The organism is Pseudoalteromonas sp. C2R02 (assembly GCF_018860845.1).
Taxonomy (GTDB): domain Bacteria; phylum Pseudomonadota; class Gammaproteobacteria; order Enterobacterales; family Alteromonadaceae; genus Pseudoalteromonas.
This window is the reverse complement of record NZ_JAHKQC010000013.1, coordinates 44,785-67,986: the sequence shown is the minus strand read 5'-3', so window position 1 is coordinate 67,986 and position 23,202 is coordinate 44,785. Positions and strand designations below refer to the sequence as shown.

Sequence of the window (23,202 nt, the reverse complement as noted above, 5' to 3'; positions counted from 1 at the left end):
CAAAGGACTTATTTTTAAATAGGTGAAAGATATAAAATTTAATTAGAAGTTTATAATTGGATTATTACTGATATCAGCACTATGTTTTAGGTAATTATATTAACATTATTTTTATTCCTTTAAATTCAAGGGTAATAAATGAAGATATCTCTTAAAACTAAGCTCATTTTTATTTTTACTGGTATGATGTTATTGACAGTATCTTCAGAAATAATTCGTATTTACTACTTTAAATTACCACAACTTTACTCCTTAGAAGCTTCAGCTGACAAAAAGGATATTATGCGTTTGATTCTGCGGCTCACGAGCTTGCAGTTGTAAATTATGATAACGCGGTTTGGAATGATACATATAATTATGTAGAAAATAGAGATAACAAATATATTACAAATAATTTTGTTCAAGACACTTATACAAGCCTCAATATCAATGGGATTCATATCTATGATAAACAAGGAGTATTAGTTTGGGGAAAGACACTCAATAACTCAAAAAATAAAACAATTCAATTTTCTGCTTTTGACTTACCTAGTAGTTTTGTTGAAAAAAATTTATTATTTTCTTCACAATTAACTAAACCTCACACTAAAAGTGGATATACATTCCTAGAAAATAAACTTGTACAATTTTCTGCCACCAGCATTTTTAAAGCTAATCTAAAAGGAGTATCAAACGGTACGATGATTTTTTGGAGATTTGTAGATCCTAATTTACAAAGGGATTTACAAAAAAGATCAGGAATTATGTTTGATATTGAAATTGTTGAAAACACTTTAAAAAAGAAATCAAAAAAAATAACTTTAGGGAGCTATATTTCTAATTCATATAGAAATAAACTCGGTGAAATTGCTGATTACTACCCTCTGGTTACTGAGGATTCTAAGATATTATTTTATTACACCTCTCCTCAAAGGTTATTCAGCACGGCATTACTAAATAGTGAAACTTTTCTAAAAATAATCTTTTTTTCAATTTGCTTATTAGTTTTTTTTATAATTATTCATAAAGATATTACTTCTCCCATCCTTGATGCTCAGAAGTTAATTCATCGTATCATCAAAGATAAAACAATAAAGTTTTCAACAGACAGAACTGATGAGCTTGGAAGTTTGTTTAATTTAATCGATAGGTTATTAGAAGACGTTCACTCTAAAGAGCAAGAGTTGCAATCTCATAACATACGCTTGCAAAAATTATCAACAACAGATGGGTTAACTAATATAGCCAATCGTCGCTCATTTGATATGTATATGAATCAGTTATTAATTTCAAACTCCAGATCTGGCGATGTTTCATTATTAGTATGTGATGTCGATTACTTTAAAAGGTTTAATGATTATTATGGACATGCTGCGGGTGATAATACCTTAAAACAAATTGCTCAGTGCTTACTGCACAATTTACACAGTAATACTGATTTCGTGGCAAGGTACGGTGGAGAAGAATTTGTAATTGTGCTTAATGATACTAGCCAACATCAGGGGATTTGCGTGGGTAATAATTTATTAAAAGCCATACAAAATTTAAATATTACACATGTTTTATCAGATATTTCAGATGTCGTCACAATAAGCATAGGACTACATACATTTGAAAAATCTGCATATACAAAGTATGAATCACTATTTAATAAAGCTGATAAAGCCCTGTATGCTGCAAAAGAACAAGGCCGTAATCAGCTGATCACAAGTTCACAATTGAAAGATCTCTCAACTTAGCTGAGAGAAATTCATTACTTATTAAAGTTGTAATTAAATGTTTTAACTCAATCGCTGTAAATTATTATCTTTAACTCTAAATTTATGGATTTTTACCATTTCGAGATAAGTTAACTTGTCATCATAAAAACTTATTTGAGCAGTATTGACACCTTTTACCTTAGCATTTACATTATGAAAACTGACATCCATATTTTCTGCATCAAGTTCTACAATTGCAATTCCATGCTCCCACATTTTTGAAAATACCAAAGAATCTGCAATATCAGCTCTTTGTGTCGCCGTTGTTGCTAATGTATCAAAGAATACAGGTAACTCTTTCACGACAGGCGAAACATCTCCTAGTTGTGACAATAATTGATTCATTCCTTGTTCTAAAAAGGTACCAAATGTTGCTGAAGATATTGAAGAGGTGGTGAAATTAAACGATTTATTCCCTGTTACTGAATTCGCTTTATGCTCTGTGACATAACTACTATGTACATCGCCTCCTAATGTTACAACAGAATTGGCACTAAGAATATTTTCAATTAAACTCGATTTAAATTGTGGAAAACCATCCCATTGATCAACTTCAATATAAAACCTTTGTTTAAATGCTGCAGGTACAGCATCTGAGGCAAGCGCAGCTTCTAGTAATTCAAAACCTGAGTTTGCCCTACTTGAAGATAAATCAAATATTAGAGGAGAAAAAGAAACAGAACTGCCTAACAGCTTCCATGTGCTGTTTGATGAAGCAAATGTTGTTGCTAACCAGTTGGTTTGTGTTTCATCATATGCTGATTGAACTGACGAACCATTTGATTGCGCCACATACTCTTTAAAACCAGCATATAAGTCATAGGTATCTTTAATTACAAAGTACCTGCTGCCTAAGTAGTTAAATAATGATGTTTTACCCATAGTATAAAAAGCTAAACCTTGATTTACGCCTTGCTCTGGCAAAGCCGGCAATTGCTGAATTGGATGTTCAGATGGTAAAGTTGCTTTAGTACCTTCTAATACTTGATTTAAATAACTTGTAGCTAGGTTTCCTTTAATTACATCAATTGCTCTTTGTTGCCCTTGTATATAGGCATCTTGTTGCGACATTTCAATCTTAGCCATTAATGAATCTGCATACATGGCTGCAAATATTTCAATAAAGGCCGATTTATAAGGAGTAAACATAACATCATCTATATTGACATAAGGTGACATTTGGGAAATAACTGCACTTATGTTAGCAGTATCCATACCCGTTGCTTGTAAAAATCCAGATAAGGTTATTTGATCGATTTCTACGCTTCCTGGGAAGGCATCTTCTGCAATGATATGATCAGGTCTATTGGTTCTAAAATCAGTCATCGCGATATGACAGTGTTTACCAAAGTGAAAATCTCTGTAAATTTTTGTATTTGGAAATAAATGAATTTCTTCTATTTTAAGTTCACCAGAACTAAGTTCTTCTGAAATATGTGTTTGTTCATGATCTATAGGCATATAATCAAAGTAGGCTATCTCTGAATTACGTTTCCTTTGAGTTTGTTGTTCTATTTGTGCACCATCTAAATTTGTCGCATGATCACCCCAACTATCATCTGAGAATTCATGATCATCCCAAATTGCTATCATAGGAAAGCGCTCATGAATTTTTTGTAGTAATGGATCTGTACGATAAGTTTTATATAATTGACGATAATTATCTAAACTTGCTGCAGCTTGATATTTATTTTCACCAACACCTAAGTTTAAAACACCTTCTTGATCAGTAAACTCTATTTTACGTTCGTGATCCGTTGATTGAAATAATGGGTCACCGGTGGTTTCGTAGATATAGTCTCCAAGGTGTATTACAAATTCCAAATCATCTTGTTCAAGCAAAGATAAATAATTGTTGTAATAACGTCCTATATAATCTTGACATGATACGTAAGCAAATTTGACATTTGTATCGCTATCTTTAGAAGGTGCCGTTTTTGTTCTACCAATATTGCTTGTATATTTTTTGTTTTCAACAACATGAATAAAGCGGTAAAAGTAATACTTTGCTTGCTCTAAATCTGTAACTCGTATTTTTAAACAGTGATCTGAAGATGCGACTGCTGTTAATTCTTGTTCAACAACAAGTTGAGAAAAATCATCTGTTTTAGATACTTGAAGGATTACGTCTGTATCTTCACCAGTATTGTTATCAATTCTGGTCCATAATATGACAGAGTTTTCTTTTGGATCACCAGATACTACTGATTGAGGAAAATACATACTACCATCTAGAATATCTGGTACTTGAGGTTTAATTACCACATCAGGTGTTTCATCTTTGTTATCTGAACTTCCACACCCTAAAATACTAGTAGTAATAACCGTCCCCGCACTGACAACCATTGTTTTAATAAACTTGCGTCTTGTAAACTGCATTGTGTATCCCTTTTTATTATTTGTTATTGATAATTATTGTGGGTAACCCGTAATTTTTTTTATTTGTGTATAGATAGGTTTTAACTGTTGATACATTTTTAGATATACCTGAGTGTATAACTTGTCATAAAGGACGACGTTTTCCTTTATAGGTGTAAATGAATCTACAATATGTGTCATATTTTGTGTCGCTTGTTGATAGTTATCATAAAAACCACAACCAACAGCTGCATTTATTGCAGCGCCTAATCCTGAAGTTTCAAAAGTGTGAGGTCTATGAGTAGATAAATTAAAAATATCTGCACTTAATTGCATAGCTGCATCTGATTGTGACCCCCCTCCTGATATCACTAAACTTGTAATTTTAGATTTTTGGCGCTTTTCTAAAGTATGTTTACCTTCTCTGAGTGCATATGCGAGTCCCTCTAAAATAGAGCGGTAAATGTGCGCGCGTGTATGCACATCACCAAATCCTAAAATAGCGCCCTTTGCTTCTAAATTTTTAATCCCAGGCGACCAGTACGGTTGTAACATTAAACCTAAAGAACCAGGTGGTACTTGTTTTACTAAGTCATCGAATAAGCTTTCGGGTGATACGCCTAAATTTTTTGCTTTTTCTATCTCACTTTGACCAAACTCTTTTTTAAACCAATTAACCATCCAAAAGCCCCTATAAATCATTATTTCACTGTTGTAATGGTTTGGAATAGCTGAAGGATATGGTGGGATAAAAGCTTGAGGCTCTATATATTTTGGATTGTTAGTATTGATTGTGGCGGTTGTGCCATAACTTAAACTTGCTGTAGAAGGTTCAGAACAGCCTGAGCCTAATACTTCACACGCTTTATCAGATGCAGCAGCAATTAATTTAGTGCCTTGAGAGATCCCTGTTACATCAGATGCTTTTTTATTGATCAAGCCTAGTAGTTCACCAGGTTTTACAAGTTCTGGTAGCATGGATGGTTTTATATCTAATGCATGCCATTTCCAATCTTTTTTGCTCGCCCATTGTTGTTTTTTATAATCAAATGGTAAGTAACCAACAATTGAACCGATAGAATCTTTAAACTCTCCTGTTAATTTATGTGTTAAATATCCAGATAATAATAAATACTTGTCTGTTTTATGCCAAATATCAGCTTGGTTTTGTTTAATCCAATTAATTTGTGCTTTTTGTCTAAAATAATCAATTGCTTTTGACTGTCTAATACATTTGAAAGCGGCAGACCAATACCATGGCATTTTTTTATTTAAATTTGCTACACGTTGATCTAACCATAAAATACAAGGTCTTAAAGGTTTATTATATTTATCTAAGTTAATAACAGAACCACGCTGTGTGGTGAGTGATACTGCACTGATCTTCTTTTGATAGTTATGCTTTATTACATCGGCTTGTTGCCATAACTGCTGGCAACAGAGTGCTAAGTTTTGCCAAAAAGATTCCACTTTTTGCTCAGCCCAACCAGGTTTATCCGAGAAATAAGGTTCAAATTCAATTTTACTTTTAGCTAATAGATTTCCTTTTAAATCGAATATTAAAGCACGAATACTTTGCGTGCCATTATCTATTGTGAGAATAAACTTGTCATCATGCTGGTTCATTTAGCTTAATCCCTTTATCATAAATTAAGTGGTTAAAACTATAATGTGAATTGTAGATATCTATGTATCGGTTTAATTCTTCAAGCCACTTATTAGCATCCCAATTTAGATATTTCATACACCAGGGCTTTATTGTTTCCAAATGTTCAATTGCGCCATTTGGTAATACATTACCGATGCGTGTACGTCTTAATAATAAGTCATCTAAGTGAACAACTTGTTCATGCTTAATTGACCACAAAAGTTCAGCCCATAAAGTTAGGCTATAAGATATTGGTTTTACGAGCTCAGAATTTGACTCAATAATAAATTGATTAACTAAACGACCATAAACCCCTGTTAAACGATCAGAGATTTGTTTTGATAAGTTATTTTCAATTAATGAAATTTGTTCATCAAAAGCAGAATAATTATAATTATTAAAGCGCAGGTTTAATAATCCACAGGCAGTTTCTATTACTTGCCTTGCTATCACTCTAAATGTAGTTAATTTACCTCCCGCAATATTTATGACACCTTGTTCATGCCATATACTATGATCTCTTTTCTCTTTAGAGGGATCAATTCCTCCCCCATTAGTAACCACAGGTCGAACACCTGAGAATGTTGAAATCAAATCTAGATCGTTTAATTTGATATCTTCAAATTGATGTTTTACACACTCAATTAGATAATCGAATTCATTTTGACTTATATTGGGTTCAACATTTAAATCATATTTATGCTCAACATCTGTTGTGCCAACAATTGTGGTATTTTGCCAAGGATATATTTGTACAGGTCGTTTATCTTTTGGGTGCCTTACAGAGATTGCACTGGCAACCGGTAAACTCCAATTTGATACCACTAAGTGACTGCCACGTAATGCTCTGAGTTTAACTATTGGGTTTGATAAGTTAAATTGACTCGCTTGGGCACCAGTCGCATTAATAACAACTTTTGATTTTATAGGTATATTTTGCCCATCAAGTTGAACCTGAACGCCTTTAACACCATTACGCTTATAATTGAGCTTTGTTACCTTTGTATAATTAATGGCTAATGCTTTATTGTTATCTGTTTGTGCTTCTTGTAGTAATCTCAATACCAATCGGCAGTCATCTGTCATCGCATCAACAAATTGACTGCCTCCCTTTGAATATTTTGTTTTTACTTTAGGAGCAAAATAGCTGTATTGAGCTTTAGGTAAATAATTGTGTTGTTTTATACCAGCGATAAAATCATAAACCGATAGTAAGCTATTAAATATCCAAGGCTGTGGGAATTGTTTTTTATAGTGACTCATTAAAAAACTTTGATTAAAAACCAAACCATTAGAATGTTCAACCAAATGTTGACGCTCTTTTACAGATTCAACAGTTAATTTTATTTGGCCGTCAGCAATATAGCGTAAACCACCATGTACCATTTTTGAAGAACGACTAGAACTTCCCCACGAAAAATCCCTTTGCTCAACTAATAACACCTTTAAACCTAATTGACTCGCCAGTTTTAATATTCCAGCACCGGTGATCCCACCGCCAATAATGATGATATCCCAATTATCTTGTTGGCGTATTACATTAACTCTTTGGTTGCGAGATAAATTAAAGTTATCAATCATTTAGTAAAGTGCCCGGATTAAGCTGTTTGTCAGGATCAAAGTGCTCACATAAGTTTTCGATGACTTTTATACCCAAAGGCCCCTTTTCTACTTCTAAATATGGCGCATGATCTTTACCTACACCGTGTTGATGGCTGATAGTGCCTTTATTATTGACGATTTTGTTACTGGTGCTATTTTTCAGTAATTGCCAAGTTTTATATGTTTCATCAAAAGTAGTGTCATTAGCAAATACATACGTGGTATATAAACTACAACCTTGACCATAAACGTGGGAAAGATGGGTAAATACATGTATTTTTTTACCATCTATGGTTGTAAGTAAGTTGTTTTCTACTTTATCCAATAATGAATCCACATTTTGCCAATCTGTAGCTGTTTCTAATGTATCTACACTATAACCTTGTTGCCAAAGGGCATCTCTTAGATATGGAAATTTAAAACGATTTTGAGCCCACCTATTACCTAAGAATGTACCTGTGGATATACCTTTATATTTTTTAACGAGAGATTTTATTTGTGATTGCGTCGCTTTAACTTGTTTTTTACTTCCTGTAATACCAAATGTCAGCATGCATTTATCATTTTTGCAGTGTCTTAAATTTAAATATTGTTCTAAGTAGGCTATGGATTTTTCATGCCCAGCTAGTTTCAGCTGTGTTTGTGTTTCTATAGCGTTACTTACTCTAAGCATAGATAGGGAAATTTTATCTTGAACTGCTTGCTGGCAAAACTCAGTAGCTAATTGCCAGTTTGGGAAAAAGATAACGGAGAATTTTTCTTTATCAGGAAGCTTTGTAACACGTACTTTAACTTCGCTAATGATGCCGAAACGTCCTTCACTACCAAGAATAATCTCTCGTAGATCTGGACCTGCCGACGATGCTGGAAATGTTGGTATTTCAAGCGTACCATTGAAAGTTTCAATGCTACCGCCTGCAAACATTTGTTCTATGCGGCCATATCTAAGAGATTGTTGACCACTAGAGCGACTGGCAACCCAACCACCTACCGTTGATAATTCGAATGATTGTGGGAAGTGTCCTAATGTATATCCCTTAGCACGTAATTGGGCTTCTACCATAGGTCCTGGAGTCCCAGCACCAAAAGTGGCGATATGACTTTTAATATCTAAGTCAACTAAGCGGTTCATGCGAGACATATCGACAGTGATCACGGCGCGTTTAGAGTCTTTTACATTAATATGCCCAGCGACACTCGTGCCGCCTCCATACGGAATTAGTTCAAGATTATGTAATTTAGCTAATGCTAAAATATCTTTAACCTCTTGATTATTTGTTGGATAACAAACACCATCAGGAAAGTATTTGATATTACCACTGCGGGTAGATAGATAATCAGCTAGAGATTGACCTGTAGCATGACGAACCCGATCTTCTAGATCTGTACAAATAAGTTTATGATTTGGTGCTTTTGATTTTGGTACTTTTGCAATCACCTCTTTAAGGCTCGCATCTATAAGTTTTTGACCTGAACCGAGTATACTTTGTAAAAATACACCAGCTGAATCAGGTAAATCCATACTATTACTTTCATCACCCCAACCATTCCAACGTCTCATTCTATAACCAAATATTAAAAACAATATCTATAGCTTAATTGGATTGAGATGTTAATAGTATGTCATTAAAAGACATTTACAGGGTCATAAATGGACATAATTACAATTTAATGCTCTTTTTTCGGTGCTGTATGGATAACCAGTGTATTGTGATTTTTACCATATGCACGATATAAATTAAGAATTGTGCTTTATTAATGGTAACTGATTTGTAACTATATTAATCAATTAAACGAATAGCTAAATAATTGTATTGGAACATAACTTTAAGGATTTTCATGATTGATGGTTTAAGCTTGATAGCAGTTAAAATGAAATGGGCTAAGCCACTCATAAATACAATCTTATTAATATCCTTATGTATATTTGTCTTTATCATTTTTGGTAGCACTTCATTTGCAGCTGATGATACATATTTGATACCCAGCTTAATGGCCTTGATTTGGTCACTTTTAGTATGTTCTTTTCTCTATACTTTTCCATATGTACCATGTAAATCGACAAAAAATGATAGTTTTATTAATCGTTTCAAAATTAAATTATTAAGAGGTTATTACTATTTACTAGCCGTTATTTCAGGTTTAGCCAGCTTTACCGTATTGTTGTTATCATTTCGTATGATAACAATATGGCTAAGAACATATATTTAACTAAAAATAATTGATTTATAGCATGAAGCCCCATCATTATATCAAATAACTAGTAGCTATAAATGTGTATATATTTTTTACTTCGACAGAGATGTTCTTTGGGTTCTAAATGATTCTTAAATACATAAATATTGTTAAAATTTAATCCGATTTTAAGAAATTCAATTGAAAATAAGCTTTAACCTAAGTTAAAGCTTATTAATAGTCGGGGGACTAATTACTTATTTTAATGGCTTTAAACCTTTAATTGGCTTTACAGGATACTCAAACCCCATTTTTTGTTAAATTAGTTGTTAATTGAGATGCATATTTTTATCTTAGTTTAAATAGGTCACAATTTATTTTTTGCCAAGTTGGCCAAAGCGTTTATTAAATTGTGCTACTCGTCCATCACTTTGATTTACTCTTTGCTTTCCTGTGTAAAAAGGATGTGATTCACTCGAAATATCAATTGTAACATAAGGCATTTTTTTACCTTGGTATTCAATTGTTCGAGAAGTTTTTATGGTAGAACCAACAACAAAATAACTGTCTGCTGCTGTATCGTGAAATACGACTTTTTGATATGAAGGATGAATATTTGGTTTCATAGAAAACTCAATTTGTTATAATATAACATTACTTTAATTGTTATATTATAACATTGCAAGCTTAATTGACATTTATTATCATTTGACCTGTGAATGTTAAGAGATGTTTTCTCTCTCTAACTTTTCAATTCTTAATAGTTTTTCTAAAACATGATTATTAAGTAATAAATGGTCGCTTGCTGTAAAAGAAACAATCGGCGCGGTAGCACACACTTCAAGTAATAAGCTAGATTCATACTCTTGCCTTAATTGCTTTGTGGTTTTACCCGCTTTATTTAATAATAAAGTATATATATCTAGTGCTCTGTCTGGATATGATAAATCATCTATGCTTTCCATGACTTCATATAATTCTTGTAAACTATAATTATCTATTGAAAATTTATTCTCTGACATAACTTTCCTTAATTTATACTTTTCATAAAAATATTTAGATCTGTGTTTGTTATCGCTCTATTGTATATGAGGTTCTATTTATTTTTATATTCCTCATAGTATTAATACAATATGTCTTCTATGGCCGATTTAGCATATTTTGAAATATAGGGTGCCATTTCATTAAATAATACCTTTAATTCATTGCCATACTGCTCAATAAACTCATAACTGTTGTTAGCTATTTCTAATTCATTTGCTACCGTTAGTTCACAAAAATCACTTATGGTTTGTTTATCTAATTTAAAAGTTTTGTTTGTAAACCTGTCTTTATAAAGGTGAGTTTTCAAACAATTTTCATTAAAAAATGTTCTATCACATGCACAATATAAATACACTAACTCTTCTGCTTGTGTTCCAATTATTGCCCCAATTGCTTTTCGTTGTGTCACTGAAACCATATGTTCCTCAAAACCATCTGTACCATAGGCTGCATGGTATAAGCCTGCATCACATATATACTGGTTAGCGTCCCAACTTTTTAACATAGTGCATGTACCAATTAAATGCTTTTTCAAAGAACCATTAAAGTGTTCGAACTCCCCTGCACCTAATGTTTGTAATTGTATAAATTTATCCACTTTCGAACCTCTTATGTTCTGTCATTATTGAATTTTGTCTTATAAAATGTACTTTTTAATTAGCTCAGTTATTACGGGGAGAACAGATAAAAATAGTACAAATGCCATTGAATAATTGAAGTATGTTTGTTGAGTTTTTTTATGCAGTAAGTTTTTTAATCGATTACCAAAAATGAGCCAAATACCAACACAAGGGAAGGCAACAACTAAAAAAGTGAGAGATATTATGAATATTTGAACATACAAATCTAGACTTACTGAAGTATAAGCTGCAATTGCACCCGTTGCGGTGATCCATGCTTTTGGGTTGACCCACTGAAATAAAGCACCTTGGAAAAATGTAAGTGGTTTCGGTTTTTTATTAGAATAAGAAACTGTTGATGAAGCAAGGATATATGCTAAATATAACAAATATAAAATGCCAAAGCCTTTAATAATTTCAAATAACATAGGGTAAAGTTGAAAAACAACACTAAGCCCTAAACCCACAAAGATGACCATTACAGGAAATCCTATACATATCCCTAAGAATAAAGGCATGCTTTTTTGAACACCAAAATTCAACCCTGATGTCATTACCATAATGTTATTTGGTCCTGGTGTAACTGACATAGAAATTGCAAAAAATATTATTGCAGGTAATAATTCCATTTACTCACTCCATTAATCCATAAAGGCTACAAAATAAATTATCATAATAATGAGTACTATTTCGATGTTAGATATGTAACAAAAATTGTCTTAATATATATTTAATTTTGTTCTGCATCTTCTGACTCAAGAGGATAAGTTATTTTTTATAATATTTGCACACAAAGTTCTTAACCACTGCTGTGCAGGGTCTTTATGTACTGTAGGTGGCCAAACTAAAACATACTTTAGTTTTTCTTGTGAAAATGGTAACGGTTTGCTTATGATATTAAAAAGGTTACTAAACCTTTTTGGTACAAATGAACTTGATGTAAATAACATAGGTGTTTTACTCATTACCTCCAATGCGCCTAAGTAATGTGGTACACGCATGCCTACTTTACGTACGCGCCCAAGTTTACTCAGTTTATTTTCAATTGGGACATTAGGTCCGCCTCCAAGAGACACCATAATATGAGAGTAAGATAAATAATTATCTAAGGTTAATTCTCGATTATGCAAAGGATGGTTCCTAGACATAAAACAGACCATCTTCTCAGTGCCAACTGCGATAGTATGATAATACTCAGGGATCTTCATTGCTTGACTACAAATAGCAATATCTATGTTTTGCGCACTTTCTTGTAATAAAGATTTTTCACTGAGATTTATTATCTCTAATTGTGCATGAGGAGCTGCTTTGTAAAATGCTTCAGCAATATCAGGTAAATGCGCTTGTGTAATATAGCTGCTCATATGTAATCGAAAATTTCTTTGACAAGTCTCTGGTTCAAAAGCCTTATTTGTAAGTAATAAGTTTAACTGATTAAGGGTATTTTCTAGCGGTTGAACTAAAGACAACGCTCTATTGGTCGGCTCCATACCTTTTGCTGTTCGTACAAATAAAGGATCGTTAAAAATATTCCTTAACTTTGATAAATTACGGCTCATGGCAGGTTGTGTCATATTCATATCATCTGCAGCTAAACTCACATTTTTATACTTTATTAGGCTACTTAAACATTGAAGTAATTTAAAATCGACTTGTGAAATAGATGACATAGCTATATACATTTATTGCATAATGGTTAAACCAATTATGCATTGGTTTAAATAATATTAAAAGCGCACACTATAGGTAATTCAAAAAAGTTATTTGGTTGTAAAGTGGTTTTAAATTTCAGATTAGGTTTATTTTTTATATCAATAGCAGTGCTATCTTGGGGGGTATTACCAATTGCGCTAAAATTGTCTGCTAATTTTATCGACCCGGTTACATTAACTTGGTTCAGATTTCTTGTTGCTTTAATAGTAAGCTTGGCGATTCAATTCTTTGGCAATAAGTTATCTCAGTTTCTCAAGCTTACAAAGTGTGATTGGTTTAAACTCAGTATCGCTGCAGTATTTTCTATTTTTAATTATGTGTCTTTTGTTTACTGTTTAGATTATTTGTCTCCTGGCCAAGCACAACTTAACTTTCAAACAGCACCCTTCTTTTTAGCATTTGGCGGTTTGTTATTCTTTAAAGAAAAATTAAGACCTATTCAAATGATGTGTTTTGCCACATTAGCTTTAGGTATGATGTTATTTTTTAATCCCTATCTAGATTTATCAAGTTCAAAAAATGCAGATATTTGGTTAGGCATATTAATTGTTCAGTTCTCTGCATTATCATGGACGACTTATGCATTAATCCAAAAGTCATTAATTAATAAATTATCTCCAAACAATATCTTATTATTTATATACGGTTTTGGTTTATTTGCGATGTTACCTTTTAGCAATTTTGAATACTTTGAAGTAATGAAAATTAATGATTGGTGGGTGGCATTATTTTGTGCTGTAAATACCTTAGTTGCATATGGCTGTTTTGCACAATCTATGAAATATTGGCCAACATCTCAAGTTGGACCTATGGTAGCACTGACACCAGTCCTGAGCTTATCAAGTACAGCATTAGTTGCTTATTTAGGATGGTGGCCAGATCAAATAACAAGTACATCTTTAGGCATGATGTCAATCATTGGCATTGTATTTGTGATTTCATCTGTATTTGGTATTCAAGCTTTGCCGCGTTTAATAGATAAACGTAAATATAAAAAAGCTTTAATGTCATGAGTTTATTGGATTGGTAAATTTATGTCATTAACCAATCCAGTATGAAGAGAATAATTATCTTTAGGAATAAAGATTAAATCCTTATTCCACCGTCTATCTCAATCATACGGCCAGTGAAAAAATCATTTTCGATAATATATTGTGCCGTATGTGCGATTTCATTTGTAGAGCCAAAACGTCCTACTGAAGTACCTTGTATCATACGTTCTTGGGCTTGTTGTTTCATTGATCTGGTCATTTGTGTATCAATTACACCAGGTGCAATTGCAGCGACACGGATATTATACCTGCCAAGCTCTTTCGCCCAAGTCGTCGTTAACGCAACAACGCCCGCTTTTGATGCCGCATAATTTGTTTGACCTACATTACCCACATGACAAATACTCGACATATTAATAATGAGTCCCTCTGAAGTATTTTTATTTTCTATCATATAGGTTGCCGCTTCGCGCCCACATAAAAATACCCCTGTTAAATTAACATCAATAACGGATTTAAATTGATTTATCGACATACGCTCAACTACTTTTTGCTCTTTTACTTTAACTAACATGGCATCACGGGTAATGCCTGCGTTGTTAATTAAAATATCAATAGAACCAAAGTCAGTATTAATCGTTTTGAATGTAGATATGACTTGTTCTTCATTTGTGACATCAGCGATATAAGAGACAACTTTATTATCTGTATTAGTTGTTAATTCGTGAACAGCTTCATCAAGTTGATTCACACACATATCAATCAGTGCAATGTTTGCACCTTGCTCAATAAAAGATTTTGCCATTGCAAACCCTAAACCTTGGGCACCGCCTGTGATTACAATCGTTTTATTATTTATATTCATGTTTATGCTTTTAGAATTTTTTTTAGTTATTTTTACAATGTATCGTTTTGCTGAATTTAAAGCAAAAAAAAGCCTTATAAAATGATAAGGCTTTTAAACTTAACAAATTTTTGTTTGACTGATAATTAATTAGTAAATTGTTCTGAGACCTTTAAGTCTTTCATACCGTTTGACCAGTCGTAAAAACCATTACCTGATTTAGCACCCATGTGCCCCGCTGTTACCATGTTGACAAGTAATGGCGCTGGTGCATATTTATCGTCACCTAAACCATCTTGTAATACACGCATTATGTACAAACATACATCTAAACCAATAAAGTCAGCTAGCTGCAATGGACCCATAGGGTGCGCCATACCTAGCTTCATAATTTGGTCAATTTCGTTTACACCAGCAACGCCATTTTGAAGAGATAAAATCGCTTCGTTAATCATTGGCATTAATATACGGTTAGCAACAAAACCAGGGTAATCATTTGCTGGAACAGCTGTTTTGTGTAACTTATCACACAGTGAAATAATGCAATCAGTTGTTTCATTAGATGTTAAGTAACCATTGATCACTTCAACTAACTTCATTACCGGCACTGGATTCATAAAGTGCATGCCGATTATTTTTTCTGGGCGGTTTGTAACACTGGCAATTTTTGTAATTGAAATAGAAGATGTATTAGACGCTAAAATCGCGCCTTCTTTACAATAAGTATCTAGGTCTTTAAAAATGTTTAACTTAATTTCTGGATTTTCTGTCGCAGCTTCAACAACCAAATCAGCAGATTTAACACCTTCTTCCATTTGAGTAAAAGTAGTGATGTTATTTAAGGTATCTAGCTTAACTTGTTCAGTTATTGCTTCTTTTTTAACTTGGCGGTCTAAATTTTTACCAATCGTTAATAGCGCTTTATCAAGTGCATCTTGTGAAATATCAACTAAGTTTACTTGAAAACCATTTTGTGCAAATACATGAGCAATACCATTGCCCATAGTACCTGAACCTATTACTGAAATTTGTTTCATTTTATTCTGCTTTTGAAAAAAGTTTGAAAATCGAAGAAAAATCTTGCGCACCCATATCTTGATTTTGCATTAAGTTGTAAAGGTTTTTAGCAAGTGCGCCCATAGGTGTACTTGAATTACTATGGTTTGCTGCATCCATCGCAAGACCTAAATCTTTAGCCATTAAGTCAACCATAAAACCACCTTTGTAATCATTAGATGAAGGTACATTTTCTAATACATCAGGACATGGATTATATAGCTCTAAAGTCCAGTTACGGCCAGAGCTTTGAAGCATAATTTCTGATAACACCTTTGGATCTAAACCATTATCTATGCCCATTTGTAATGCTTCACTGGTGCCAGCCATTAATACACTTAACAACATGTTATTACATATTTTTGCAACTTGGCCTGCACCAATATCACCAGCATGGAAGATATTTTTACCCATGTCTTTTAATACAAGTTCTGCTTTAGAAAAGTCGTCTTTTGCTGCACCAACAATAAAAGTCAACGTGCCATTTGTTGCGCCCGCTGTACCGCCTGAAACAGGTGCATCTACAAAACTAATCCCCGCTTTGCTTAAGCCTTCACCAACAATTCGAGCAGATTGGGCGTCAATTGTACTACAATCAATTACTTGAGTTTGTTTGTCTAATACAGAAATTAATCCTGACTCACCTAGGTATAAACCTTTCACATGTTTGCCTGCAGGTAACATGCTAATCACATAATCTTTATCAATCGCACAATCATTTACATGCGTAGCAATTTTAGCGCCTGCATCAGCTAAAGTATTCATCGCATCAGCACTTAAATCAAAAACAGTGACCGTATGACCCGCTTTAACTAAATTCGCAGCCATAGGGCCACCCATATTACCTAAACCAATAAATCCGATATTTGCCATGTGATTATTCCTTTCCTAATGTTGCTAATGGATGTGCCTCTTTATCCCACAAAGATTCAAAAAATGGTGCGATGCTCTCTTGAGGTACAGAGTTTAAATCTGAGAATTGCCAATTTGGTTTGCCATCTTTATCAATTAATAAAGCGCGTACACCCTCTTTAAATTCACCGAAACGGCCACATTGCACAGACATCGATAATTCTTGTCTGAAACAATCACCTAAACTGAATCCTTGCGCGTGTTTTAATTGTTGAAATACAAGATGAGCACTTAATGGACTACCATGACTTAAGCCTTTTTGAGCACGGTTAAACCATTTATCTTCAATTTCGATGTTTAATAAATAATTTACTTTGTCTGTTAAACTTTCAAAATCTGACATAGCTGAAATTGATTTAATATGGTTTTTAACTTCTGAAACAGGCGGCTTACCAGATGTATTCTGAAAACCTTGTAATACTTCACTTAATTTATCGTGATTAAGAGACTTAGTTTTACCCCATTTTGTAATGAGTAGCTTTTCGATAATGTCAGCTTTAATATCGTGTTTAATGTAATAATCGGCAAGTCCAACAAAACGTGCATCTTCACAATTCATTGAAGCGCCGGTTAATCCCAAAAATAATCCTACTTGATCTGGCATTTTATTTAAGAAAAAACTTCCGCCAACATCTGGGTATAATCCGATAGTGATTTCAGGCATGGCAATACGGGCTGTTTCGGTAACAACTTTATGACTAGCACCTGCCATTAAACCTAAACCACCGCCCATTATGATGCCGTTGCCCCATAATAGAATTGGTTTTTCAAAGCGGTGAATTAAATAATCTAATTTATATTCTGCTGTAAAAAAGGTTTCAATATAGTTAGATGGGTCGCTTTTACCGTTCTCTTCAGTTGCCATCGCTTTATATAAGCTAACAACATCGCCACCTGCACAAAAAGATTTTGCACCTGCGCCTTCTAATAAAACTAACGCAATTGAATCATCTTCTTTCCAAGCTTGCAGTTGAGGCGTTAATAACTGGATCATATCCATATTTAACGCATTAAGAGACTTTTCAGAATTGAGCGTTGCAACACCAATTTTTTGGCCACAAACAGATTCTAACTCTTTAAATAAAACGCAGCTCATTAGCCATTCACCCAATTTGCTTTACGTTTTTCTAAAAATGCTTGTACACCTTCTTTTTGATCTTTGGTATCAAATAACGTTACAAACATTTCACGTTCTAGTGGTAACGCGCCACGGGTTGAACCTGAGCGACCTTGCTGTATAAGTGTTTTACAAGCTGATACTGCAACAGGGCTTTGTTCTTCTACTTTTTTAGCAAGTTCTAAAGCATGTTTTAATGAAGAGCCAGTTTCGACAATTTCTTCAACTAAGCCTATTTGTAATGCTTTATCTGATTTTAATCTTTCACCACATAAAATCATGCGCTTAGCCCAACCTTCACCAACTAGCGTTGCTAGGTTTTGTGTTCCGCCAGCACATGGTAATAAACCAACTTTTGCTTCTGGTAATGCAACTTGGGCTTGTTGTTCTAAAATTCTAATATCACATGCCAAAGCAACTTCTAAACCACCGCCCATGGCAAAGCCATTAATAGCAGCAATTGAAACACCTCTAAAATCCGATAAAGTTTCAAATGCTTGGCCAAATACAAATGACATATCGGCAGCGATGCCTTTATCACCAGATGCAAAAACATTTAAATCTGCACCGGCACTAAAGAACTTATCACCTTCACCTGTGATCACTAACGAATATATATTTTTATCTTCGTTTAGTTCTAATACTAATTCTTTTAAAGCAACTAAAGTATCGCGCGTCCAAGTATTTGCTGGTGGATTAGACATCGTTAAAATTGCGATATGATCTTGTTTTTCTAATTTGATTTGAGCTGACATACTTTTATCCTTAATCTTATCTAGGCATTGATGATATCAATGCCAAATGGGCACAATTAATTGACCTATAAATAGTTATAAAATATCACCTGCACCATCAGCCAATAAGCGACGGGCAATGATCAAACGCATGATTTCGTTAGTACCTTCTAGAATTTTATGCACTCGTACATCTCGAACATGGCGCTCTAATGGATATTCTTTAATGTAACCATAACCACCGTGCAGCTGTAATGCTTCATCACATACTGTAAAACCGATATCTGTAGCAAAGCGTTTAGCCATAGCACAGTAAGCTGTTTTTTCAGGGTCTTGTGTATCTAATTTAAATGCTGCTAAGCGCACCATTTGGCGTGCAGCTACAAGCTCCGTTGCCATATCAGCAAGTTTAAATTGTAGCGCTTGGAATGCAGCAAGCGGTTTACCAAATTGCTCTCGCTCTTTCATATATTCAGTTGCTGTATTTAAAGCTTGTTGAGCCGTTCCGATTGAACAAGTTGCGATATTAATTCTGCCACCGTCTAAACCTTGCATAGCAAACGTAAAACCGTCACCTTCATTGCCTAATAGATGTGATTTTGGAATTCTGACATTTTCAAAAGTAACTAATCGTGTCGGTTGTGCATTCCAACCCATTTTTTCTTCTGCTTTACCGTAAATGATACCTTCAGCATCAGCTGGGACAACAACCGCTGATATACCTTTAGGGCCAGCTTCGCCTGTGCGTACCATAACAACTAATACTTCTGTCTCGCCTGCACCAGAAATAAACATTTTTGAACCATTGATAATGTAATCATCACCATCAGATACTGCTTTTGTTCTTAAAGATGCCGCATCTGAACCTGAGCCTGGTTCTGTTAAACAATATGAAGCTAGTTTTACACCCATCACAAGGTCATCACATAGCTGATCTTTTATTTCTTGTGTGCCAAAACTTGCGATCATCCACGTAGCCATATTGTGAATTGTTAACATTGCCGTAGTAGCTGTACATCCCATTGCAAGTTGTTCAAATATTATGCTTGAATCTAAACGAGATAAACCTAAACCACCTGCTTCCTCAGGTGTATAAAGGCCACAAAAACCAAGTTCACCTGCAGCTTGAATCACATCTTTTGGAAAAATATGTTCCGCGTCCCATTTTGCTGCATTTGGTAGCATTTCAGTTAATGCAAATTGGCGTGCTGTTTCTGCAAATGCAATTTGATCTTCAGATAAGTTGAAATTCATAAGGTTCTCATTTTTATACTTTTAAAACTAATATGTTTTACAATTAGTGAATACGGCCAATTTAAGTTTGTTATTATTGCTTAAATTGGTTTTCCCAAATATCTATATGTAAATATTGATTACTTAAATATAGAAACTAATAAGTACACAAAATAAAAGGCGCTAAAAAGCGCCTTTTAAAAATTAAATTGCTTCAACTGCCATTGCGACAGCTTCACCGCCACCAATACATAAAGTAGCTACACCTTTGCTTAAACCTTTATTACGTAAAGCATGGATCAGCGTTACTAAGATACGCGCACCACTGGCACCAATTGGATGACCTAATGCACACGCGCCACCGTTTACATTAACTTTGCTTTCGTCAAGTTTAAGTTCATTAATTGCAAGCATAGTTACCATGGCAAATGCTTCGTTTATTTCCCATAAATCAACGTCATTTAACTCCCAACCGGCTTTTTCAAGTACAGTATTTATCGCGCCAATTGGTGCAACCGTAAATTCTGCTGGTGCTTGAGAATGCGTTGAATGTGCTTTAATGCGACATAAAGGTATTAACCCTTTAGCTTTTGCGGTTGATTCTTTCATTAATACTAAAGCTGCAGCACCATCTGAAATTGATGATGAATTAGCTGCAGTAATAGTACCGTCTTTTGCAAATGCAGCTCTTAGGCTAGGAATTTTATCAAGACGTGCACTACCTGGGCCTTCATCTGTTGTTACTGTCGTATCTCCACGACGGCTTTTAACAATAAAAGGTTCTATTTCTTCGTCAAAACTACCAGCATCAATCGCTGCTTGTGCTTTTTTAAGGGAAGAGATAGCAAATGTATCCATATCTTCACGAGTTAATTTATAGTCATTAGCTGTTTCTTGTGCAAAAACACCCATGGCTTTGTTTTCATACGCATCTTCTAGACCATCAGCCATCATGTGATCTTTAATTTCACCGTGGCCCATTCTAAAACCACCACGTGCTTTAGGTAAGAAATATGGTGAATTTGACATGCTTTCCATGCCACCAGCGATTGCCACCTCAATACTGTCTGCTTTTATAAGGTCATGCGCTAACATCGTAGCTTTTATACCTGAACCACACACTTTATTAATAGTTGTTGCGCCAGTTTTTTGTTCTAAGCCTGCTTTTAAAGTTGCTTGGCGTGCAGGCGCTTGGCCTAACCCAGCGGGAAGAACACAACCCATAACAACTTCATCTATATCATTTGATGCTAATCCTGAATTTGCAACAGCACTTTTAATTGCAGTCGCACCTAAATCAGTCGCATCTGCGCCGCTTAAAGCACCCATAAAGCCACCCATAGGGGTACGTTTAGCACTAACAATAACAATAGGATCTTCAACAGACATATATTCGCTCTCTATAAATCGAGTTTAATAAAATTAATATTCTATGAGCATACACAAAATTGACGTTTACGCCAACGTCAACTAAATAATTCTTTAATCATTATTTATTAAAATGTAAATTTTACTGACAACTTATGTTTCCAGTTTTCTTTGATTTTAGATAAATCCTTACCTGTCACTTATGTCAAACTAGCAATAACAAATATATTTTACTTTCTATAATAAATTCTAGAACAGTAATAACTATGCGTATATAGAGATATCTTTAGCTTACTTTTTTACATTTACATAACACCACAGCTTTACCTTTACGTAAACTTCACTTATATTGTATTGAAAATACAAGATGCTAAATCAGGGTACATTTAATGAACGAAGACATCTACGAACAGAACTCAGAAGAAACATATAGCATCAGTGATCTCTCAAAAGAATTTGATATTACAACTCGTAGTATTCGTTTTTATGAAGACCAAGGCCTTATCTCTCCGACCAGAAATGGTCAAACCCGTATTTATACTAAAAGAGACAAAGTACGTCTTAAATTAATATTACGCGGTAAAAGACTTGGTTTCACATTGGCTGAAACTGGCCGTTTATTTGAGTTATATGATGCAGATAAATCGAGCGCAAAGCAGCTAAACATCATGCTTGAACTGATACAAGATAAAAAAGTACACCTTACACAGCAAATGGATGACATTAAAGTTGTACTTATGGAATTGGTTACAGCCGAAAAACGCTGTCACGATACTTTAAATAATTTAGAAGACTAAACCAAAGACTTAATATTTTAAGCTATTAATACATTACAGGACATATCATGAGCACTATATCTCTATATAAAGAACTTAACTTTGGTTTAGGCGAAACCGCGGACATGATCAAAGATCACGTTAACTCATTCGCTTCTACTGAAATCGCCCCTATAGCTGAAAAAACAGATTTAGATAATGCGTTTCCAAATGAACTTTGGCCGAAACTTGGTGAAATGGGTTTATTAGGTATAACAGTAAGTGAAGAGTTTGGTGGTTCAGGTTTAGGTTATTTAGAGCATGTTTTAGCTGTAGAAGAAATCAGCCGTGCAAGTGCGTCTATTGGTTTAAGCTACGGAGCACATTCTAATTTATGTGTAAACCAAATTTTCCGTAATGGTAACCAAGCACAGAAAGAGAAGTATTTACCAAAATTAATTAGTGGCGAACATATTGGTGCACTTGCTATGAGTGAACCAAATGCAGGTTCAGATGTCGTATCAATGAAACTTAAAGCTGAGAAAAAAGGCGATAAGTACATTTTAAATGGTAATAAAATGTGGATCACCAATGGTCCAGATGCAAGTACGTATGTTGTGTATGCTAAAACAGATATGGAAGCACATTCTAAAGGTATTACTGCATTTATTGTTGAACGTGACTTCCCTGGTTTCACTCAAGCACAAAAACTAGATAAATTAGGTATGCGTGGTTCAAATACATGTGAACTTGTTTTTGTTGATTGTGAAGTACCAGAAAAAAATATTTTAGGTGAACTAAACCAAGGCGTTAAAGTGTTAATGAGTGGTTTAGATTACGAACGTGTTGTTCTGTCAGGTGGGTGTTTAGGCATAATGCAAGCATGTATGGACTTAGTTGTACCTTATATACATGAGCGTAAGCAGTTTGATACAGAAATTGGTAAGTTCCAACTTATTCAAGGAAAAATTGCTGATATGTATTCACAAATGAATGCTGCACGTAGTTATGTATACACAGTTGCGAAATCATGTGATCGCGGCGAAACCACACGTAAAGATGCTGCGGGTGTTATTTTATATGCTGCAGAACTTGCAACAAAAATGGCATTAGATGCTATTCAAATCCTAGGTGGCAATGGTTACATCAATGAATTTGCAGCAGGTCGTTTATTACGTGATGCAAAATTATATGAAATAGGCGCAGGTACTTCTGAAATCCGTCGTATGCTAATTGGTCGTGAATTATTTAGTGAAAGTCGTTAGAACACACATTCACATAACTAATAAAAG

General features: G+C 34.2%; 20 protein-coding genes and 1 pseudogene. 5 read left to right on the top strand and 16 right to left on the bottom strand.

All coding sequences use genetic code 11. The annotated features are described in order from the left end of the window. Positions 1-302: 302 nt before the first annotated feature. A pseudogene (locus tag KO527_RS25765) lies at positions 303-740 on the top strand (CHASE4 domain-containing protein); the annotation flags it as partial. 3 nt (positions 741-743) lie between these two features. Further along, the gene (locus KO527_RS26220; RefSeq protein ID WP_289847651.1) at positions 744-1,718 is read left to right on the top strand and encodes a GGDEF domain-containing protein; all 975 of its coding nucleotides are present in this window, start codon (positions 744-746) and stop codon (positions 1,716-1,718) included. Positions 1,719-1,760: 42 nt separating this feature from the next. On the opposite strand, the gene KO527_RS03140 is transcribed toward KO527_RS26220, so the two are convergent. The 9 genes from KO527_RS03140 to KO527_RS03100 all read right to left on the bottom strand — a co-directional run bounded on the left by KO527_RS03140 (position 1,761) and on the right by KO527_RS03100 (position 12,856). Beyond that, positions 1,761-4,118: an alkaline phosphatase D family protein gene (locus tag KO527_RS03140; protein ID WP_216038928.1), complete on the bottom strand. Its 2,358-nt coding sequence runs from the start codon at positions 4,116-4,118 to the stop codon at positions 1,761-1,763. A gap of 33 nt (positions 4,119-4,151) precedes the next feature. Next, entirely contained in the window at positions 4,152-5,723 is a 1,572-nt protein-coding gene (locus KO527_RS03135) for an FGGY-family carbohydrate kinase (protein ID WP_216038927.1), read from the bottom strand. Then, a complete protein-coding gene (locus tag KO527_RS03130) occupies positions 5,710-7,326 on the bottom strand; it encodes a glycerol-3-phosphate dehydrogenase/oxidase (protein WP_216038926.1) in 1,617 nt (538 codons plus the stop codon). The genes KO527_RS03135 and KO527_RS03130 overlap by 14 nt, the downstream gene beginning before the upstream one ends. Further along, positions 7,319-8,908 (bottom strand): FAD-binding oxidoreductase, encoded by a 1,590-nt coding sequence (locus KO527_RS03125; protein WP_216038925.1) that lies wholly within the window; start codon positions 8,906-8,908, stop codon positions 7,319-7,321. Before KO527_RS03125 ends, KO527_RS03130 begins: the two co-directional genes overlap by 8 nt. 988 nt (positions 8,909-9,896) lie before the next feature. Then, a complete protein-coding gene (locus KO527_RS03120; RefSeq protein ID WP_216038924.1) occupies positions 9,897-10,148 on the bottom strand; it encodes a type B 50S ribosomal protein L31 in 252 nt (83 codons plus the stop codon). A 96-nt stretch (positions 10,149-10,244) separates the two neighbouring features. Beyond that, on the bottom strand, positions 10,245-10,544 hold the full coding sequence (locus KO527_RS03115; protein WP_216038923.1) for a hypothetical protein: 300 nt from the start codon (positions 10,542-10,544) through the stop codon (positions 10,245-10,247). Positions 10,545-10,645: 101 nt separating this feature from the next. After that, positions 10,646-11,164 carry a DUF6817 domain-containing protein gene (locus KO527_RS03110; RefSeq protein WP_216038922.1) on the bottom strand — a complete coding sequence of 173 codons (519 nt, stop codon included), beginning with the start codon at positions 11,162-11,164 and terminating at the stop codon, positions 10,646-10,648. A gap of 39 nt (positions 11,165-11,203) precedes the next feature. Next, positions 11,204-11,815 carry a LysE family translocator gene (locus tag KO527_RS03105; protein WP_216038921.1) on the bottom strand — a complete coding sequence of 204 codons (612 nt, stop codon included), beginning with the start codon at positions 11,813-11,815 and terminating at the stop codon, positions 11,204-11,206. Between the two features lie 126 nt (positions 11,816-11,941). Further along, positions 11,942-12,856: a LysR family transcriptional regulator gene (locus tag KO527_RS03100; protein ID WP_216038920.1), complete on the bottom strand. Its 915-nt coding sequence runs from the start codon at positions 12,854-12,856 to the stop codon at positions 11,942-11,944. Positions 12,857-12,961: 105 nt separating this feature from the next. On the opposite strand from KO527_RS03100, the gene KO527_RS03095 reads away from it, so the two are divergent. Continuing rightward, the gene (locus KO527_RS03095; protein ID WP_216038919.1) at positions 12,962-13,912 is read left to right on the top strand and encodes a DMT family transporter; all 951 of its coding nucleotides are present in this window, start codon (positions 12,962-12,964) and stop codon (positions 13,910-13,912) included. Positions 13,913-13,985: 73 nt separating this feature from the next. Here the strand turns inward: KO527_RS03095 and KO527_RS03090 are convergent, their stop codons facing one another. The 7 genes from KO527_RS03090 to KO527_RS03060 all read right to left on the bottom strand — a co-directional run bounded on the left by KO527_RS03090 (position 13,986) and on the right by KO527_RS03060 (position 21,176). Further along, positions 13,986-14,756 (bottom strand): SDR family NAD(P)-dependent oxidoreductase, encoded by a 771-nt coding sequence (locus KO527_RS03090; RefSeq protein ID WP_216038918.1) that lies wholly within the window; start codon positions 14,754-14,756, stop codon positions 13,986-13,988. A 125-nt stretch (positions 14,757-14,881) separates the two neighbouring features. Beyond that, positions 14,882-15,772: a 3-hydroxybutyryl-CoA dehydrogenase gene (locus tag KO527_RS03085; protein WP_216038917.1), complete on the bottom strand. Its 891-nt coding sequence runs from the start codon at positions 15,770-15,772 to the stop codon at positions 14,882-14,884. Between the two features lies 1 nt (position 15,773). Further along, a complete protein-coding gene (gene mmsB, locus KO527_RS03080) occupies positions 15,774-16,664 on the bottom strand; it encodes a 3-hydroxyisobutyrate dehydrogenase (protein WP_216038916.1) in 891 nt (296 codons plus the stop codon). A gap of 4 nt (positions 16,665-16,668) precedes the next feature. Next, complete coding sequence (locus KO527_RS03075; RefSeq protein ID WP_216038915.1) at positions 16,669-17,799, bottom strand: enoyl-CoA hydratase/isomerase family protein; 1,131 nt, start codon at positions 17,797-17,799, stop codon at positions 16,669-16,671. Next, positions 17,799-18,575, bottom strand: a complete 777-nt coding sequence (locus tag KO527_RS03070) for an enoyl-CoA hydratase (RefSeq protein WP_216038914.1) — start codon at positions 18,573-18,575, stop codon at positions 17,799-17,801. The genes KO527_RS03075 and KO527_RS03070 overlap by 1 nt, the downstream gene beginning before the upstream one ends. Positions 18,576-18,650: 75 nt before the next feature. Next, complete coding sequence (locus KO527_RS03065; RefSeq protein WP_216038913.1) at positions 18,651-19,808, bottom strand: acyl-CoA dehydrogenase family protein; 1,158 nt, start codon at positions 19,806-19,808, stop codon at positions 18,651-18,653. Positions 19,809-19,991: 183 nt separating this feature from the next. Beyond that, positions 19,992-21,176 (bottom strand): acetyl-CoA C-acyltransferase, encoded by a 1,185-nt coding sequence (locus KO527_RS03060; RefSeq protein ID WP_216038912.1) that lies wholly within the window; start codon positions 21,174-21,176, stop codon positions 19,992-19,994. Positions 21,177-21,544: 368 nt separating this feature from the next. On the opposite strand from KO527_RS03060, the gene KO527_RS03055 reads away from it, so the two are divergent. Beyond that, positions 21,545-21,952, top strand: a complete 408-nt coding sequence (locus tag KO527_RS03055; protein ID WP_216038911.1) for a MerR family DNA-binding transcriptional regulator — start codon at positions 21,545-21,547, stop codon at positions 21,950-21,952. A gap of 47 nt (positions 21,953-21,999) precedes the next feature. Then, a complete protein-coding gene (locus KO527_RS03050) occupies positions 22,000-23,175 on the top strand; it encodes an isovaleryl-CoA dehydrogenase (RefSeq protein WP_216038910.1) in 1,176 nt (391 codons plus the stop codon). Positions 23,176-23,202 lie beyond the last annotated feature (27 nt).